General features: G+C 73.1%; 18 protein-coding genes. 12 read left to right on the top strand and 6 right to left on the bottom strand.

The annotated features are described in order from the left end of the window. Positions 1 to 20 precede the first annotated feature (20 nt). Both ACFYPR_RS23485 and ACFYPR_RS23480 read left to right on the top strand, forming a co-directional pair. Positions 21 to 677: a response regulator transcription factor gene (locus ACFYPR_RS23485; protein WP_234581645.1), complete on the top strand. Its 657-nt coding sequence runs from the start codon at positions 21 to 23 to the stop codon at positions 675 to 677. Between the two features lie 53 nt (positions 678 to 730). Further along, positions 731 to 2122, top strand: a complete 1392-nt coding sequence (locus ACFYPR_RS23480; RefSeq protein ID WP_355064036.1) for an ATP-binding protein — start codon at positions 731 to 733, stop codon at positions 2120 to 2122. Between the two features lie 25 nt (positions 2123 to 2147). Here the strand turns inward: ACFYPR_RS23480 and ACFYPR_RS23475 are convergent, their stop codons facing one another. Continuing rightward, the gene (locus tag ACFYPR_RS23475; RefSeq protein ID WP_387184173.1) at positions 2148 to 3779 is read right to left on the bottom strand and encodes a tetratricopeptide repeat protein; all 1632 of its coding nucleotides are present in this window, start codon (positions 3777 to 3779) and stop codon (positions 2148 to 2150) included. 57 nt (positions 3780 to 3836) lie between these two features. Beyond that, positions 3837 to 4298, bottom strand: coding sequence for a MarR family transcriptional regulator (locus ACFYPR_RS23470; RefSeq protein ID WP_354855453.1), 462 nt, complete (start codon positions 4296 to 4298; stop codon positions 3837 to 3839). A 49-nt stretch (positions 4299 to 4347) separates the two neighbouring features. On the opposite strand from ACFYPR_RS23470, the gene ACFYPR_RS23465 reads away from it, so the two are divergent. After that, complete coding sequence (locus ACFYPR_RS23465; RefSeq protein WP_355139314.1) at positions 4348 to 4869, top strand: VOC family protein; 522 nt, start codon at positions 4348 to 4350, stop codon at positions 4867 to 4869. A 25-nt stretch (positions 4870 to 4894) separates the two neighbouring features. Then, positions 4895 to 5785 (top strand): hypothetical protein, encoded by an 891-nt coding sequence (locus ACFYPR_RS23460; RefSeq protein ID WP_387262482.1) that lies wholly within the window; start codon positions 4895 to 4897, stop codon positions 5783 to 5785. 144 nt (positions 5786 to 5929) lie between these two features. Here the strand turns inward: ACFYPR_RS23460 and ACFYPR_RS23455 are convergent, their stop codons facing one another. Beyond that, positions 5930 to 6109 (bottom strand): DUF4236 domain-containing protein, encoded by a 180-nt coding sequence (locus ACFYPR_RS23455; RefSeq protein ID WP_030333600.1) that lies wholly within the window; start codon positions 6107 to 6109, stop codon positions 5930 to 5932. 461 nt (positions 6110 to 6570) lie between these two features. Here ACFYPR_RS23455 and ACFYPR_RS23450 point away from each other — a divergent pair, with 461 nt between their 5' ends. From ACFYPR_RS23450 to ACFYPR_RS23425, 6 genes are read left to right on the top strand one after another with little or no spacing between them, the layout of a single operon-like run. After that, complete coding sequence (locus tag ACFYPR_RS23450) at positions 6571 to 7596, top strand: ABC transporter substrate-binding protein (protein WP_387184178.1); 1026 nt, start codon at positions 6571 to 6573, stop codon at positions 7594 to 7596. Then, complete coding sequence (locus tag ACFYPR_RS23445; RefSeq protein WP_387184181.1) at positions 7593 to 8522, top strand: ABC transporter ATP-binding protein; 930 nt, start codon at positions 7593 to 7595, stop codon at positions 8520 to 8522. The genes ACFYPR_RS23450 and ACFYPR_RS23445 overlap by 4 nt, the downstream gene beginning before the upstream one ends. After that, complete coding sequence (locus ACFYPR_RS23440; RefSeq protein WP_387184183.1) at positions 8515 to 9381, top strand: ABC transporter permease; 867 nt, start codon at positions 8515 to 8517, stop codon at positions 9379 to 9381. Before ACFYPR_RS23445 ends, ACFYPR_RS23440 begins: the two co-directional genes overlap by 8 nt. Positions 9382 to 9392: 11 nt before the next feature. Continuing rightward, positions 9393 to 10727 (top strand): LLM class flavin-dependent oxidoreductase, encoded by a 1335-nt coding sequence (locus ACFYPR_RS23435; RefSeq protein ID WP_387262479.1) that lies wholly within the window; start codon positions 9393 to 9395, stop codon positions 10725 to 10727. Beyond that, entirely contained in the window at positions 10724 to 11284 is a 561-nt protein-coding gene (locus ACFYPR_RS23430) for a flavin reductase family protein (protein WP_387184189.1), read from the top strand. The genes ACFYPR_RS23435 and ACFYPR_RS23430 overlap by 4 nt, the downstream gene beginning before the upstream one ends. After that, positions 11281 to 11892: a malonic semialdehyde reductase gene (locus ACFYPR_RS23425; protein ID WP_387184192.1), complete on the top strand. Its 612-nt coding sequence runs from the start codon at positions 11281 to 11283 to the stop codon at positions 11890 to 11892. Before ACFYPR_RS23430 ends, ACFYPR_RS23425 begins: the two co-directional genes overlap by 4 nt. 6 nt (positions 11893 to 11898) lie before the next feature. On the opposite strand, the gene ACFYPR_RS23420 is transcribed toward ACFYPR_RS23425, so the two are convergent. Together ACFYPR_RS23420 and ACFYPR_RS23415 are read right to left on the bottom strand one after the other, a co-directional pair. Then, complete coding sequence (locus ACFYPR_RS23420; protein WP_007457237.1) at positions 11899 to 12354, bottom strand: Rrf2 family transcriptional regulator; 456 nt, start codon at positions 12352 to 12354, stop codon at positions 11899 to 11901. A gap of 7 nt (positions 12355 to 12361) precedes the next feature. Further along, entirely contained in the window at positions 12362 to 13354 is a 993-nt protein-coding gene (locus ACFYPR_RS23415; RefSeq protein WP_354863050.1) for an AraC family transcriptional regulator, read from the bottom strand. Between the two features lie 189 nt (positions 13355 to 13543). Here ACFYPR_RS23415 and ACFYPR_RS23410 point away from each other — a divergent pair, with 189 nt between their 5' ends. After that, on the top strand, positions 13544 to 14320 hold the full coding sequence (locus tag ACFYPR_RS23410; RefSeq protein WP_354863051.1) for an SDR family oxidoreductase: 777 nt from the start codon (positions 13544 to 13546) through the stop codon (positions 14318 to 14320). Positions 14321 to 14433: 113 nt separating this feature from the next. Here the strand turns inward: ACFYPR_RS23410 and ACFYPR_RS23405 are convergent, their stop codons facing one another. Then, entirely contained in the window at positions 14434 to 14865 is a 432-nt protein-coding gene (locus tag ACFYPR_RS23405; RefSeq protein WP_007457244.1) for an SsgA family sporulation/cell division regulator, read from the bottom strand. 294 nt (positions 14866 to 15159) lie between these two features. Between ACFYPR_RS23405 and ACFYPR_RS23400 the strand changes: the two genes are divergently transcribed. After that, a complete protein-coding gene (locus tag ACFYPR_RS23400; RefSeq protein ID WP_387184244.1) occupies positions 15160 to 15717 on the top strand; it encodes a PGPGW domain-containing protein in 558 nt (185 codons plus the stop codon). Positions 15718 to 15733: the final 16 nt, after the last annotated feature.

Raw genomic sequence — 15733 nt, 5'->3', positions numbered from 1 at the left:
CCGGGTGGCACCCTTGGACCGTGCGGTTGTTGGTGGTGGAGGACGAGGCCCGGCTGGCGGCTGCCCTGCAACGCGGCCTGCAGGCGGAGGGGTTCGCGGTCGACGTGGCGGCGACCGGCCCCGCCGGCCTGGACGCGGCCCGGCACGGCGGGTACGACGCGATGATCCTTGACGTGATGCTGCCCGGGCTGTCCGGCTACGAGCTGGTCCGCCGGCTGCGCGCCGAGCAGCACTGGCTGCCGGTCCTGATGCTCTCGGCCAAGGACGGCGAGTACGACCAGGCCGACGGCCTGGACTGCGGGGCCGACGACTACCTGACCAAGCCCTTCTCGTACGTGGTGCTGCTGGCCCGCCTGCGGGCCCTGCTGCGTCGGGGAGCGCCGGAACGCCCCACCGTGCTGACGGTCGGTGACCTGCGGCTGGATCCGGCCCGCCGACGGGTGACCCGTGCCGACGCCGAGGTGACGTTGACCGCGCGGGAGTTCGCGTTGCTCGATTATCTGATGCGTCGCCCCGGCCAGGTGATTTCCAAGATCGAGCTGCTGGACCACGTGTGGGACGCCAGCCTGGAGACGGCGCCCAACGCGGTCGAGGTGTACGTCGGCTATCTGCGCCGCAAGCTCGGCCGGGACCGGCTGGAGACCGTCCGGGGCGCCGGCTACCGGCTGGCGACGTGACACCGGCCGACCCGGTGGACGATCGTTGGGTCCGCCGGTTGCCCGGGTGGGGTCTGCGCGGGTTGGGCCTGCGCGGGCGGCTCACGGCGCTCGGCGTGGTCGGTCTCACCCTCGGGCTGGCCCTCGGCGGGGCGGTGCTGCTGGGCGCGCTCGGTTTCGTGCTCCAGCGCACCGTGGACACCGAGGCGTTCCGGACCGCCGACGCGGTCGCCCTGCTCGCCGCCGAGGACGCGCTGCCCGACCCGCTGCCGGTGGCCGGCGGCCAGGTCCGGGTCCAGGTGATCGACGCGCAGGGTCGGATCCGGGCCGCCTCGATCGACGCGGACCGGCTGGTCCCGATGGTCCGCCCCGAGCGGTTGGACACCGGTCGCCGTCAGCGTCTGGTGGTGCCGGCGGAGCGAGCGGGGCTCGCCGGCCCGGTTCGGGTGGTCGCCGTACCCGCCGGCACGGCAGCGGATCCGCTCACCGTCCTGGTCGCCCGGTCGATGGCAGACGTCCGGCACAGCACGCACGTGGTACGCGCCATCCTGCTGGTGGCGTTCCCGCTGCTGGTGGCGATCCTGGCCGGGGTGGCGTGGCGGGTGATCGGTGCGACGTTGCGTCCGGTGGAGGCGCTGCGCCGGGGCGCCGAGGAGATCACCGGCCGCGCGGGCGGCGGCCGCCTGCCGGTGCCCGCCTCCGCCGACGAGATCCACCGGCTGGCGGTCACCCTCAACGGGATGCTGGACCGGTTGGAGTCGGCCCGGACCCGGCAGCGCGCCTTCGTCTCCGACGCGGCCCACGAGCTGCGCAGCCCGCTCACCAACATTCGCACCGAGCTGGAGGTGGCCCAGCGGCTCGCCGACCGCACGGACTGGACGGCGGTGACCGTCAACCTGCTCGCCGACACGGAGCGGCTGAGTCGGCTGGTCGACGACCTGCTGCTGCTGGCCCGCCTGGACGAGATGCCACCGGCCCGGGGGACCGGCCCGGTCGACCTGGGCGCGCTGGTGACCGAGGTCGCCGCCCGGTACCCGTCGCCGCCGGTGCTCCTCGTGCCGCCGCCGGGCCCGCTGTGGACGGCCGGAAACGCGGCCGAGCTGCGGCGGGTGCTGTCGAACCTCGTCGACAACGCGGTCCGGCACGCGCGAGGCAGCGTGGTCCTCACCGTCGAGCCGCACGACGATGCCGCGTACCACCTGGTGACGGTGACCGACGACGGCCCGGGGATCCCGGCGGCCGACCGGCGACGGGTCTTCGACCGTTTCACCAGGTTGGACGACGGTCGGGGCCGTGACGACGGCGGCGCCGGCCTGGGCCTCGCCATCGTGTGGGAGCTGGTCCGCCGCGCGGGCGGCACCATCACCCTGACCGACGCCGACGGCACGCAGGGGCTGCGGGTGCGTCTGCTGCTCCCGAGGACGCCGACCGGCGACGGGCAGCAAGCGGCGGTCGACACACCATGACGACGGTGGTCAGCCGGTCGGGATGTCAGCGGCGGCGGGTGCAGACCTGGTTGGCGCTCGCGACGGTGTCGGTGGACCAGACGACGGCCACGGTGAAGCAGTAGTCGTTGGCGCGGTTCAGCGCGTAGACGATGTAGCTGTCGGTGCCGGCGGGCAGCGTGGCGATCGCCGTCTTCTCCTGCCCGGCCCGGCCGGCCGACACGACCACCGGCCCCTCGCCGCCGGCCGGGTACGTCCAGCGCAGAGCGATGTTGTCCCGGTTGTCGCGCAGGCTCACCGCGCCGGGCGGGGTGCCGGGTGCGGCGGCCGGCGTTGCCGTGCCGGTGGCGGCCGGCGCACCCGTGCCGGTCGGGCCGGCGCTGGGGGAGCCGTTGTCCGGCCCGGCTTTCGGGTCGTCCCCGTCGCCGACCCGCGCCACCCCGGCGATCACCGCCGCCGTGCCCAGCAGCACCACGACGACGCCGGCCACCAGCACCGGCACCAGGGGGTTGCGCGGCGACGCCTTTGCCCGGTGCACGGGCACCGGCAGCAGCCGGGACGGCGTGTACGGCTCCAGCGGCGCGTACGGCTGCGCCGGCTGGTCCGGCTGGGTCGACGCGCCGGGGCGGTGCAGCCGGTAGACGCCGGACGTCTCCTCGGTGCCGGCGGTGAACCCGGCCACCGATGGGGGCACCGGCGGGACGATGGAGTGCGGGGCGGGCTCGTCCGTCGGGTCCGGCGGCCAGCGGAAGCCCGGCGACCCGTCCGGCTCGTCGGCCGGCACCCGGGGGTTCGGCACCGAGCCGACACCGTGCCCGGCCCTGCCCTCGTCGTCGCGGTCGGCCGGACCGGTCACCCCCGGGTCCACCTGGCGCGGCGGGGGCGCGGGTGGGTGGTAGGCGGACTCGACCGGCCGGTCGTTGTGCGGCGCGGTACGCGCGGCCGGCACCACCGGGGCGTCCCGGTCGGCGGGCGCGTCGTCGGCGCAGACATGGTCGGGGTTGGCCGCTGCCCGGGCGAGAGCCGCCACCTGCAGCGCCAGCGGGTCGTCGGCGGCCAGGTGCTGCCGGCACAGCTCGCGGGCCAGCGCCAGGTTGTCGTGCGCCTCGGCGAACTGCCCACAGTCGCGCTGCATGGCGCCGAGCCGGGCCAGCATCTTGATCCCGCTGGGGTGACCGTCGCCGTACACCTCACGGTGTAGCTCCCAGGCGTCCTGGAGGCGGTCGCGGGCCACCGTGCACTGGCCCCGGGCGTACTCGACGGTGGCCAGGTCGGCGTGTGCGGCAAGCACCCGCAGCGACTCGGGCCCGTCCTGCGCGGTCAGCTCGATGATGACTTCCTGGTACAGCCGGGCGGCCCGGGAGTGGCTGCCCACCCGGTGCAGCACGGCGGCCAGGGTGGCTGCGGCGGCGACGGTGCGGGGGTCGGAGCGGCCGTGCAACCGGGTGGTGGCCGCGTACGCGAAGGCTGCCCAGCCGCGCGCGGAGTGCGGCTCGCCGAGGGCGACGAGCACCCGCGCCTGGAGGCTGGCCGCCTCGGCCAGCTCGGGTGTGGCGTTGGCCGGGCGGGGGTCGGCGTCGGTGAGCGCGTCGGAGAGCAGCCGTTGCGCACCGGCCACGTCGCCAGTGGACACGAGGTGGTGCGCCTGGTCAGTCAACTCGTCGAAGCCGGAGGACACGCCCCATCGTGCTCATCCGACGACGGTAAGTACAAGACCCGCGCCGGTGCCGATCGGTCAGGATCTGGTCAGGTGCTCGGCCAACGTCTCGCTGATCCGGCGCAACTGGTCGACCTGGGCCGGGCTCAACGCGTCGAACAGGTGTCGGCGTACCCCCTCGACGTGGCCCGGGGCGGCGGCGGCGAGGGTGGCGAAACCGTCGTCGGTGAGCACCGCGATCTGCCCGCGCCGGTCGGTGGGGCAGTCCTCGCGGCGTACCCAGCCGGCCGCCTCGAGGCGGGCCACCGCGTGCGAGAGCCGGCTGCGTGACGACCCCGCCGCATCGGCCAGGTCGCTCATCCGAAGTTGCCGACCCGGGGCCTCGGAGAGCCGGACCAGGATCTCGTAATAGGCGTGCGGCATGCCGGCATCGCGTTGCAGCTCGCGGTCGAGCGTGTCCATCAGCGCCCGGGAGGCGGCGAGGAACGCCCGCCAGGTGCGCTGCTCATCGGGGTCCAACCAGCGGGTCATGACGGCCATCATACGCGCAATGGTTGAACGTTCAACCAAATGGCGCTAGCCTGGGGTCATGGGTATCCACCGGCTCAACCACGCGGTCCTCTACGTCAGTGACCTCGCCCGCAGCGTCGCCTTCTACCGCGACGTGCTGGGCTTCCGCCCGGTGGCGATGACCCCGGACGGCTTCCGGGGCGCCACCTTCCTCCAGGCCCCCGACTCCACCAACGACCACGACCTCGGCCTGTTCGAGATCGGCGCGGCCGCCGGCCGGTCCACCGCCGGCCGGGCCACCGTCGGGCTCTACCACCTGGCGTGGGAGGTCGACACCCTCGACGAGCTGGCCGCCACCGCCGAGCGGCTCACCGCCGCCGGGGCGCTGGTCGGCGCGTCCGACCACGGCACCACCAAGAGCCTCTACGGCCAGGACCCGGACGGTCTGGAGTTCGAGGTGGTCTGGCTGATCCCGGCCGACCTGCTCGACGACACCGCCCTGGCCGCCCGCAAGCGCATCGGCCGGCTCGACCTGGACGCCGAGCGGCAGCGCTACGGCGGGCAGACCCGCGGTGGTGTGGGGATCTCCGTGCCGGCCTGAGCCGGCCATAGGGTAGAACGGACCGATGCCGACCAACCGGACCACCGACTTCCTTCGTGAGCTGCTGGTCCGTCAGGTGACGACCTGGCTGCCCGCCGCCCTGCACCGCTCCCGGCGGGCAACCGTCGCGCTGGCCTGGGCCGGCGCCGACGGCGGCGCAGCGGAGGCGGTGCTGCGGGTGGTCGCCGGCCACGCCGCCCAGGTGCGCGGTCGTCAGGTGACGGTGCTGGTGCTGGCCGACGGCGCCGCCGACCTGCCGGCCCGGCTCGGGCCGATCGAGGCGGAGTTGCCTGCCGAGGTGACCGTGCACCTGCTGCCCGGCGGTCCGGACCGGCTGCCGGTGGCGGTGAAGGCGGCCGGCGCGGCCGGGTCGCCGCTGTTCTGCTTCCTGGACCTGCCCGGCGAGGTGCCCCCGCACCTGCTCGGCGCCGCCGCCAACGGCCGCACCGGCGAGGTGCTGCTGCACGCCGGTGGCGTCACCCGTGCGGCCCTCGTCGCCGCCGGCTTCCCGCTGGTCGCCGAGGTGGCGCCGGTGCTGCCGGATGGCGCGGCGGCCGGCGTGGTCGCCTTCGGCAGCCGTTCGGACCGGAGTCTGGAGGCGCTCCGTGACGCGCTCTGGACGGTCGGCGCGGAACTCGGTGTGCGCTACCGCGACCCCGCCGACCCGACGGCCCCGCCGGTGGACGTGGCCGGGGACCCGGCCCTGGAACCGCTGGCCGGGGAACTGCTGGCCGAGCTGCGCCGGGGCGGCCCACGGCCGGTCACCGAGCTGCGCCGGCACACCCTCACCGCGACCGTCTACCGTGCCGCAGACGCCAACCGGGCGCTCGCCAACCTGGTCGAGACGGGCGACGTACGCCGCGAACGCGACAGCGGCCGCCTCGCCGGCGACGAAATCATCACGCCCACGCGCTGAGGCGCACCCCTGCCCCTCCGCGATCGTGCTGTTTCTGCCCCGGCCTACCGGGGATTCCGCAAGATCGACGAGGTGCGGGTGGGGCGGGTGGACGCCGAGCGGGGTGCCGGTGAATCACCGGCACCCCGCTCGACTCCCGGGACGCTACGACCGGGACTTGTCCTGCTTCCAGGACAGCGGACCCGGCAGGTCGACGCGGTGCGCCCGGGCCTTCGAGTTCCAGGACCAGCGGCCGATCTTGATGCTCCACGAGGAGAAGCCGTTCTCGGTGAAGTTCAGGATGATCGGTCCGTACTTCTTGCGCTTGCGAAACATGAGGCCCATCGGAGGTCTCCCCTCGTCACCGTTCCCTGCCGTGTCGAGATCGAACATTCCCGAACGGGCGAATTCCGAAACCCCCTCGTCGTCCCGGGTGGACGGTGGCGCGGCACGACCCGGCAATCTCTATCAAACAGATAGGTGTTGCGCGGCGGTAAACGCAGCTAGGGGCGCTTTGTAACATCGCCAGCGATGAAAGTCTCACCTTCTGGAAGACCGTTGACCGGTCGCTCCCACCGGTTGCAGCATGAGGTCATGTCGCAGCGGGATGAGCTCCTCCTCATCGCTTGCGTGCACGTCGACCTGGTCCGGCACGCGAGCGCGCTCTGTTGAGCTGACCGGTTCTCCCCGGCTCGGCTCAGTCGCCGCACTCTCACCGCTCGCCCGCTCACCGCGGAGCGGCGTGCCTTCACGCCTCGCATCCGGGCGTACCCCGCTCCCATCGTGGACAGATCAGGAGACCTCCCATGTCCCCACCCCGTCGTGCCCTTCTGCGTAGCCTCGCGGCCGCCGCCGCGTTGACCCTGCTCACCGGCGTGGCCGGCTGCGGCGGCGACGCCGAGGCCGGGCAGGCCACCGAGCTGCGCTACCAGGGTTCGGTCGGCCAAGTCACCCTCCCCGAACTCGCCGCCGACCTCGGCTACCTCGGCGACGTGAAGCTCACCTGGATCGGCAACGTCACCGGCGGCCCACAGGACATCCAGGCCACCGCCACCGGCCAGAGCGACTTCGGCGGCGCGTTCAACGGCGCGATCGTCAAACTCGCCGCCGCCAACGCCCCGATCACCGCCGTCGTCAGCTACTACGGCTCCGACGCGCAGACCTTCCAGGGCTACTACGTGCTCGACGGCAGCCCGATCCGCAACCCTCGTGACCTGATCGGCAAGAAGGTCGGCATGAACACTCTCGGCGCCCACGCCGAGGCGGTGCTCAAGACCTGGCTGGCTCGCGGCGGGCTCACCCCCGCCGAGGTCAAGCAGGTCGAGCTGGTCGCCCTGCCACCGGTCAACACCGAGCAGTCGTTGCGGCAGAAGCAGATCGACGTCGCGGTGCTCGGCGGGGTCATCCGGGACAAGGCGATCGCGGGCGGTGGCCTCCGCACCATCGTCACCGACTACGAGCTGCTCGGCGCGTTCAGCGCCGGCACGTACGTCTTCCGCGACGACTTCATGAAGCGCAACCCGGAGACCGTCAAGGCGTTCGTGACCGGAGTCGGCAAGGCCATCGAGTGGGCCCGCACGCAGCCCCGGGAGACCGTGGTCGCCCGGATGCGCGACATCATCGCCAAGCGCGGCCGCAACGAGGATCCGTCGCTCGTCGCGTACTGGAAGAGCAGCGGCGTCGCCGGGCGCGGCGGGGTGATCAGCGAGCAGGAGTTCGGCACCTGGATCGACTGGCTCGCCGCCGAGGGCGAGCTGAAGGGCGAGCGGCCCAAGCCGTCCGACATCTTCACCAACCGGTTCAACCCCTTCGTGGACGGAGGGAACGCGTGAGCACCGACAAGATCCTCTTCGACCGGGTGAGCAAATCCTTCCCGGTCCGCGCCACCCGGCGGGGGACGGCCGGCGCGGTGACCGCGCTGGACCAGGTGACCCTCGGGGTACGCCCCGGCGAGTTCCTCGTCGTCGTCGGCCCCAGCGGTTGCGGCAAGTCCACCCTGCTCGACCTGCTCGGCGGGCTCATCGCACCGACCAGCGGTCAGGTGCTCGTCGACGGCCGGCCGGTCACCGGCCCCGGCCTGGACCGGGGCATCGTCTTCCAGCAGTACGCGCTGCTGCCGTGGCGCACCGCCGCCGGCAACGTGGCGTTCGGGCTGGAGGCCAAGGGCGTGCCGCGCGCGGAACGCGCCGAGAAGATCGCGTACCACCTGGACCTGGTGGGCCTGAGCGGCTTCGCCGATCGCTACCCGCACGAGCTGTCCGGCGGCATGAAACAGCGGGTCGCCATCGCCCGCAGCCTCGCGTACGACCCGGACGTGCTGCTCATGGACGAGCCGTTCGCCGCGCTGGACGCGCAGACCCGCGACTCGTTGCAGGACGAACTGGTGCGCATCTGGGCGCGCACCGGCAAGACCATCGTGTTCATCACCCACGGCATCGACGAGGCCGTGCACCTCGGCCAGCGGGTCGCGGTGCTGACCTCCCGACCCGGTCGGGTCAAGCAGGTCATCGACATCGACCTCGGTGACCGGGACGCCGTCGAGGACGTGCGCTCCACCGACGCGTTCCGCCACCACCGGCACCAGATCTGGACGCTGCTGCGCGACGAGGTACGCGCCGCACAGGCCGCCGAAGGCGCCGCGGGCAGCCGCACCGCCCACACCGGAGCGGTCGGTGGTCGTACCCTCGTCGTCGCCGGCGCCGACGCGCGGCGCGGGGCGCCGGCGGCGGCTGACCCCGAGGAGGCCCGCGTTGGTTGACATCGTCGAACGTCCCACCCGGCTGACGGCCCCAACGGCCGTGCTCGACGCGGTGGCCGCGCCCGCCGCACCCGGCTGGACCGGTCGGTTGCTCGGCCTCGGCGCAAGGGTGCTGCACCGCAGCGTCGCGATCGTCGCGCTGGCCGCCGTCTGGGAGGGCGCACCCCGGCTCGGTCTGGTCGACCGGGTTTTCCTGCCGCCGCTGTCGGAGGTGCTGGTGGCCTGGTGGGAGCTGCTGCGCAGCGGGCAGCTCGCCGAGCACGTCGGCGCGAGCATGACCCGGTCACTGGCCGGGCTGGGCCTGGCCGTGCTCACCGCGATCCCGCTCGGGCTGCTGATCGGCTGGTACCGGCCCCTCGCGGAGCTGCTCAGCCCGCTGCTGGAGGTGTTCCGCAACACCGCCGCGCTGGCCCTGCTGCCGGTGTTCGTGCTCATCCTCGGCCTGGGCGAGACCTCCAAGATCGCCCTGGTGCTGTACGCGTGCTCCTGGCCGATCCTGCTCAACACCATCGCCGGTGTGAAGGGCGTCGACCCGCTGCTGATCCGCTCGGCCCGCTCGATGGGGCTCAACCATCTGCGGCTGTTCCAGAAGGTGATCCTGCCGGCGGCGGTGCCGACCATCTTCACCGGCGTCCGGCTGGCCGGGGCGTACTCGATCCTGGTGCTCGTCGCGGCCGAGATGGTCGGCGCGAAGGCCGGCCTCGGCTACCTCATCAACTACGCGCAGTACAACTTCGCGATCCCCGACATGTACTCCGGGATCATCACGATCTCCGCCATCGGCCTGGTCGTCAACCAACTCCTCGTCGCCCTCGAACGCCGCTTCTCCACCTGGCGCGTCGACGTCTCCGCCGGATAGGACAGAAACCCATGACCCGCACCCTGCACCTCAACGCGTTCCTGATGGGCGTCGGCCACCACGAGGCCGCCTGGCGGCACCCCCGCACCGACCCCCGCCGGGTCACCGACGTGCGGCACTTCCAGGAGCTGGCCCGCATCGCCGAGCGCGGCACCCTCGACTCGCTGTTCCTCGCCGACGGGCTCTCGGTCGGGCCGAACCCCCGGCACAACATCCAGGCCGTCTTCGAGCCGCTGACCCTGCTGGCCTCGCTGGCCGCGGTGACCGAGCACATCGGTCTCATCGCGACCGTCTCCACCACCTACAACGAGCCGTTCCACGTCGCCCGCAAGTTCGCCTCGCTGGACCATCTCAGCGGTGGCCGGGTCGGCTGGAACATCGTCACCTCCGCCCAGGAGCGGGAGGCGGTCAACTTCAACCGGGACAGCCACCCCCCGCACGCCGACCGGTACCGGCGGGCCGCCGAGTTCGTCGACGTGGCGATCAAGCTCTGGGACAGCTGGGAGGACGACGCGCTGGTCTTCGACACCTCCGGCGGGATCTTCGCCGACACCGACCGCGTGCACCAGGTGGCCCACCGCGGGCCGGAGTTCCAGGTCCGCGGCCCGCTCAACATCCCCCGCGGGCCGCAGGGCCGACCGCTGCTCGTGCAGGCCGGCTCGTCGCCGGACGGGATCGCCTTCGCCGCCCGGTACGCCGAGGCCGTCTTCACCGCCCAGCAGACCCTCGCCGACGGGCAGGGCTTCTACGCCGAGCTGCGTCGGCAGGTCACCGCCGCCGGCCGGGACCCGGATCTGGTGAAGGTGCTGCCCGGCATCGCGCCCGTGATCGGCGGCACCGAGGCCGAGGCGCGGGCGCTCGCCGCCGAGCTGGAGGAGCTGATCGTCCCCGACTACGCCCTCGCCCAGCTCTCCGGGATGCTCGGCATCGACCTCACCGGCCTGCCGCTGGACTCCCCGCTGCCCGACCTGCCGGACGCCGGCACCGTGCAGGCCCACCAGAGCCGCTACCGGCTCGTCACCGACCTGGCCCGTCGGGAGAAGCTCACCGTCCGGCAGCTCATCGGTCGGCTCGGCGGTGGTCGGGGTCACCGCGTGGTCGCCGGCACCCCGGAGCAGATCGCCGACCAGATCGAGCTGTGGTTCACCCAGGGCGCCGCCGACGGGTTCAACATCATGCCGCCGCACCTGCCCGGAGGGCTCGCCGACTTCGTCGACCACGTGGTGCCGGTGCTGCGCGCGCGAGGGCTGTTCCGCACCGAGTACACCGGCGCGACCCTGCGCGAGCACTACGGCCTGCCCCGACCGGCCAGCTCGTACGCCGCGCCGACCCTGGTGCCGGCGTGACCACGGTGGAGCGTCCGGCCACGGACGCGACCGAGCTGCGACCGGTGGACCGGGACCTGTTCCGCGCGTTGCTGCGCCGGCAGGCGACCAGCGTCACCGTGGTCACCGCGGTGGCCCGCTCCACCGACCCCGCCTGCCTGGGCGGGATCGGCGCACCGATCCGGGCCGGGTTCACCGCCACCTCGTTCACCTCGGTCTCGTTGGATCCGCCGCTCGTCTCGTTCTGCCTCGGCGTGGCGTCGTCGAGCTGGCCGGTGCTGGCCCGCGCCGAGCACGTCGCGGTCCACCTGCTGGCCGCGGGGCAGCGGGAAGCCGCGACGGTCTTCGCCACCAGCGGCATCGACCGGTTCGCCGCCTACCCGGACTGGACATCCGGCCCGTTCGGGGTGCCGCTGCTGAGCGGGGTGCTGGCCCGGCTGCTCTGCCGGGTGGTGCACCGCGTCCCGGCCGGCGACCACACGCTGGTGATCGCCGAACCGCTCGCCCTGAGCGACGGCGGCGACGGCACGCCGCTGGTGCACCACCGGGGTGGCTACACCACAGCGGTCCCGGTGTGAGCGCGCCCGTCGCGGCGGACCTGCTCGTGCTGGACCGGGCCGCCCAGGACCTGCTGTTCCGGGCGGCCCGCACGGCCAACACGTTCACCGACGAGCCGGTCACCGACGCCCAGGTCGCGGCGATCCACGACCTCATCCGGTACGGACCGACGGCGTACAACGGCCAGCCGCTGCGGGTGCTGCTGCTGCGCTCGCCGGAGTCGCGGGCCCGGCTGCTGCCGTACGTCTCGTCGAGCAACCGGGCGAAGACGGCCAGCGCGCCGCTGGTGGCGGTGCTCGCCGCCGACGTGGGCTTCCACGAGCGGCTGCCCGAGCTGTACCCGCACCGCCCGCAGGCCCGCGACTGGCTCGCCGACCGGGCGGCGCGCGCCGAACAGGCCCGCTTCAACGCCACCCTGCAGATCGGCTACCTGCTGGTGGGCGTACGCGCCGCGGGGCTGGCCGCCGGACCGATGGCCGGGTTCGACGCCGCCCGGGTGACCCGGGAGTTCTTTCCCGACGGGCGGCACGAGGCACTGCTGCTGCTGAACGTCGGCCACCCCGGCCCGGACGCCTGGCGCGAGCGGCTGCCCCGGCTGCCCACGGCCGACGTCATCCACACCCTGTGACCAGGGTCAGCGCGGCTCCCACGCGTCGGGCAGGGCGGTGAGCTTGCGGACGTGTGCGGGCAGCCGACCGCTGACGATCTCGGCGAGGCTCACCTCGTCGACGACCCGCCGCACGGCGGCGCGGACCGCCACCCACAGGCCGGGCAGGTTCTCCGCCGCGCCCTCGTAGCGGGTCTCCTCCGGCCGCAAGCCGCGGACGCCCGCGAGGGGGCCCTCCACCGCGCGCAGCACCGCGCCGACGGTCACCTCGCGGGGCGGACGGGCGAGGGTGTAGCCACCCTCGGCGCCGCGCTGGGCGCGCACGATGCCGGCCCGGCGCAGATCGGCCAGGACCGCCTCCAGGAACTTGCGGGGCATGTCCTGCTCGGCGGCGATGGCCTGGGTGGACAACAGCGAGGGGTACGCGGTCGCGAGGCTCAGCGCCGCCCGTACCGCGTAGTCGCCGCGCGCGGAGATCTGCACCCCGCCATCATGCCCGCCCGATCCCGCCGCCCGACCCGGTGGGCTTCCCGGACCGCGTGGCGTGACCGCCGTTGGCCGGTTCGACGGCGGCGCCGGAGCGGAACCGCCCGCTGTTGGCGCCCGTCGGTTCGACCGCCGGTCGGGGTCGGACGACCCGCCCGGTGGCCGGCTGATCGCGGGCGGCGCGGAACGCGCCCGGGCTGACCCCGATCTCACGGGTGAAGAACCGGCCGAAGTTGGTGGGCTCGGTGAAGCCGAGCTGACGGCCGATCTGGGCGATCGGTTCGTCGCTCGCGGCGAGCAGCCGGGCGGCCTGCAACGCGACCCGCTCGTCGATGACCTGTTTGGCGCTGCGACCGGTCACGGCCAGGCAGGCGCGGGTCAGGGTCCGCACCGAGCAGCCGAGCGCGGCGGCATAGTCCTCGACCCGCCGGGTCACCTGGTAGCCGTGCTCGACCTCCCGGCAGAATCGCTGGAACGTCTCGACCTCCGGCCGGTGCCCGGACCGGGCCATACCGGGCAGCGTCAGCCGCAGCAGCAGCACGGCGAGCTGGTGGCGCAGCAGCGCACGACCGGCGGGGGCGCCGCCGTGCCGCTGGCAGTCCACCGCCAACTGGCTCACCTCGTTGATCACCGCGTCCTCGTCCTCGCCGGCCAACTGCCGCCAGGTCTGCGGGGCGTCCGGGTCGACGGCCAGGCCGTGCAGCGCGTCGGCGGTCCAGCCGACCACCGTCGCGTCGAACTGTGGGCCGGCGCAGCGCAGCACCTGACCGGCGCGGACCCGCAGCAGCGTGCCGGGTCGGCACGGCAACAGGTGGAAGTCCAGCTCGGCGTCGCCGTGACCCCGGGTGGTGAGGATCAACAGCTCCCGCTCGACGAACACCGGCCGCCGCCAGCCGGGGTCACCGGCCAGGTCGGCCAGCGCGAACGTGGAAATCTCGTCGGGTACGGGTGACGCCGTTCCGATCGATGGCGCGGGGGAGGGATCGGTGGAGACCATCGTCTGCGACGGTAGCCCGAACCGCAGGTCACCGCATCCCGATCAACGTGCGCGGCGGCGCCGAGGCTTGTGACGATCCCCGCGGCCGGGCTACGTTACCCGGCGGTAGCGCTGTGCGGTCCGTGGCCGCCTGGCGCCCGCCGTCCGCCCGACCGCCCGGCGGACCCGCCGACACGCGATGGGATGGGCATGACGCAGCTGTTCTCGGTCGAAGGCAAGACGGTCCTGGTCACCGGCGGGTCGCGGGGGATCGGGCTGATGATCGCCCAGGGCTTCGTCCGAGCCGGCGCCCGCGTGATCATCTCGTCCCGCAAGGCGGACGTCTGCGAGACGGTCGCCAAGGAACTCTCCGCCGAGGGCCACTGCGAGGCGATCCCCGCCGACCTGGGCACCGACGCGGGCGCCGAGACCCTCGCCGCCGCCGTCCGCGAGCGCATCGACCGTCTCGACGTGCTGGTCAACAACGCCGGCGCCACCTGGGGCGCTCCGCTGGAGAGCTACCCGGAGGCCGCGTTCGACAAGCTCTGGGCGGTCAACGTCAAGGCCGTCTTCCGGCTCACCACCGCGCTGCTGCCGGCGCTGCGCGCCGCAGCCAGCGCCGATGACCCCGCCCGCGTGATCAACATCGGGTCCATCGACGGCATCCGGGTGCCGTTCATGGAGGTGTACGCGTACTCGGCCACCAAGGCGGCCGTGCACATGCTCACCCGCAGCCTCGCCCACCAACTGGCCGGCGAGCAGATCACCGTCAACGCGATCGCGCCCGGCCCCTTCGAGAGCAAGATGATGGCGTTCGCCCTCAACGACCCGGCGAGCAGGACCGCCATCGAGCAGCAGGTGCCGCTTGGCCGCATCGGGCGCCCCGAGGACATGGCCGGCACCGCCATCTACCTCTCCTCGCGGGCTGGCGCGTACCTCACCGGCGCGGTCATCCCCGTCGACGGCGGCATCACCACCCACGGCTGAGCGCCGGCGACCCCCGGTCGGGCTGCCCGCGTACCCCCGGGTGTGCCAGGGCCGCGCGGACTCGGCAGATCCGCGCGGCCCTGTCTGGCCGGTGTTGCCCGTTCGGGCGGTGCTCAGCGACCGGCGAGCAGCCGGTTCACCGCCGTGTCGACGTCCAGGTGCTCGGCCTCGCGGCCGCGCGGGACGACGACGTACGTCCGTCGAAGGAAACGCACCAGGACGCTGCGCGGCACCTCGAAGAGGGCGTTGCCGTCCGGTGACGAGAGGGCCAGCGCGACGAAGTCGCCCCGTGGTGTGGCCCAGGGCCAGACCCGCACATCGCCGATGCCCGCCGGCTCGTCCAGGCCGGTGACCAGAAGTTCGCGCGCGAACGACCAGCTCACCGCCTCGCCCCCGGCCGATTCGGCATGGAACAGGACATGGACCGCATACGGGTCAGCAGGGTCGTAACGCAGACTGGCACGCACCGGCAAGGCGGTGGCGTCAGGTGCGACGAGCCTTAGCGACGTCTCGACCTCTACGGTCGTCGGTCGGATGACACTCATGGACGTTCTCCCCCCGGCACCGCTGCGGAACGCGCGTGTCCCGCTTTTCCCATACTCAGGTGCTACTCCTGGCTACGCTCCGCCATACGCTGACTTCACCCAGTGGTGGGAAGGGGGACGGAAAGGCCGCGTGAATGTGAGCATTCATGTAGGATTTCCGGTTCTGCCCAGTGCGTGATTCCGCCCGGCGTCGGGTGGCTCAGTCGTCGACTTACTCCGGTAACGTCCAGTCGGCCGTTGCAGTGACGGGCCCGAGCGACACTGGGGGGTGAAATGGTCACGAACCGATCCTCAGTGGATCCGGTGGCCGCGTCCGGTCCGCCGAAAGTCGCGGTCCGAGCAGCCGAAAAGCGGGGGTACGACGTGTCGATGGAGCAACCCGAGCGACCCGGACGGTCGACGCCCGACACGGGCCGTACCGGCGGCGTCCTCGTCGTCGGCGAGCCCCCGCGACGCCCACGCTGGCGGGACCGCATCTCGACCACCCTCGACCTGATCCGCGCCAACCCCACCGGCCGGATCGCCCTCAAGATCTTCATCTCGATCGCCGGCGCGCTGGTGGTCACCATCGGCATCGCCCTGATCCCGCTACCCGGGCCGGGCTGGCTGCTGGTCATCGCCGGCCTCGGCATCTGGGCCGTCGAATACCACTGGGCCCGCCGACTGCTCGGCTTCACCCGCCGGCACGTGCACGGTTGGACACAGTGGGTGACGCGACAGTCGCTGCCGCTGCGCTTCGTGCTCGGCATCGTCGGCCTGGTCTTCGTCGGCGTTGTGGTCTGGCTCTCACTCAAGCTCAGCTTCGGCATCGACGTGGTGGCCGAGGCGATGCAGTACCTCGCGACGCACTGACCCCGGATTTCCGGTC

The organism is Micromonospora sp. NPDC005254, assembly GCF_042872525.1.
Lineage (GTDB): Bacteria > Actinomycetota > Actinomycetes > Mycobacteriales > Micromonosporaceae > Micromonospora.
The sequence above is the reverse complement of the archived record's forward strand: the minus strand, read 5'-3'. Positions and strand labels throughout refer to the sequence as shown.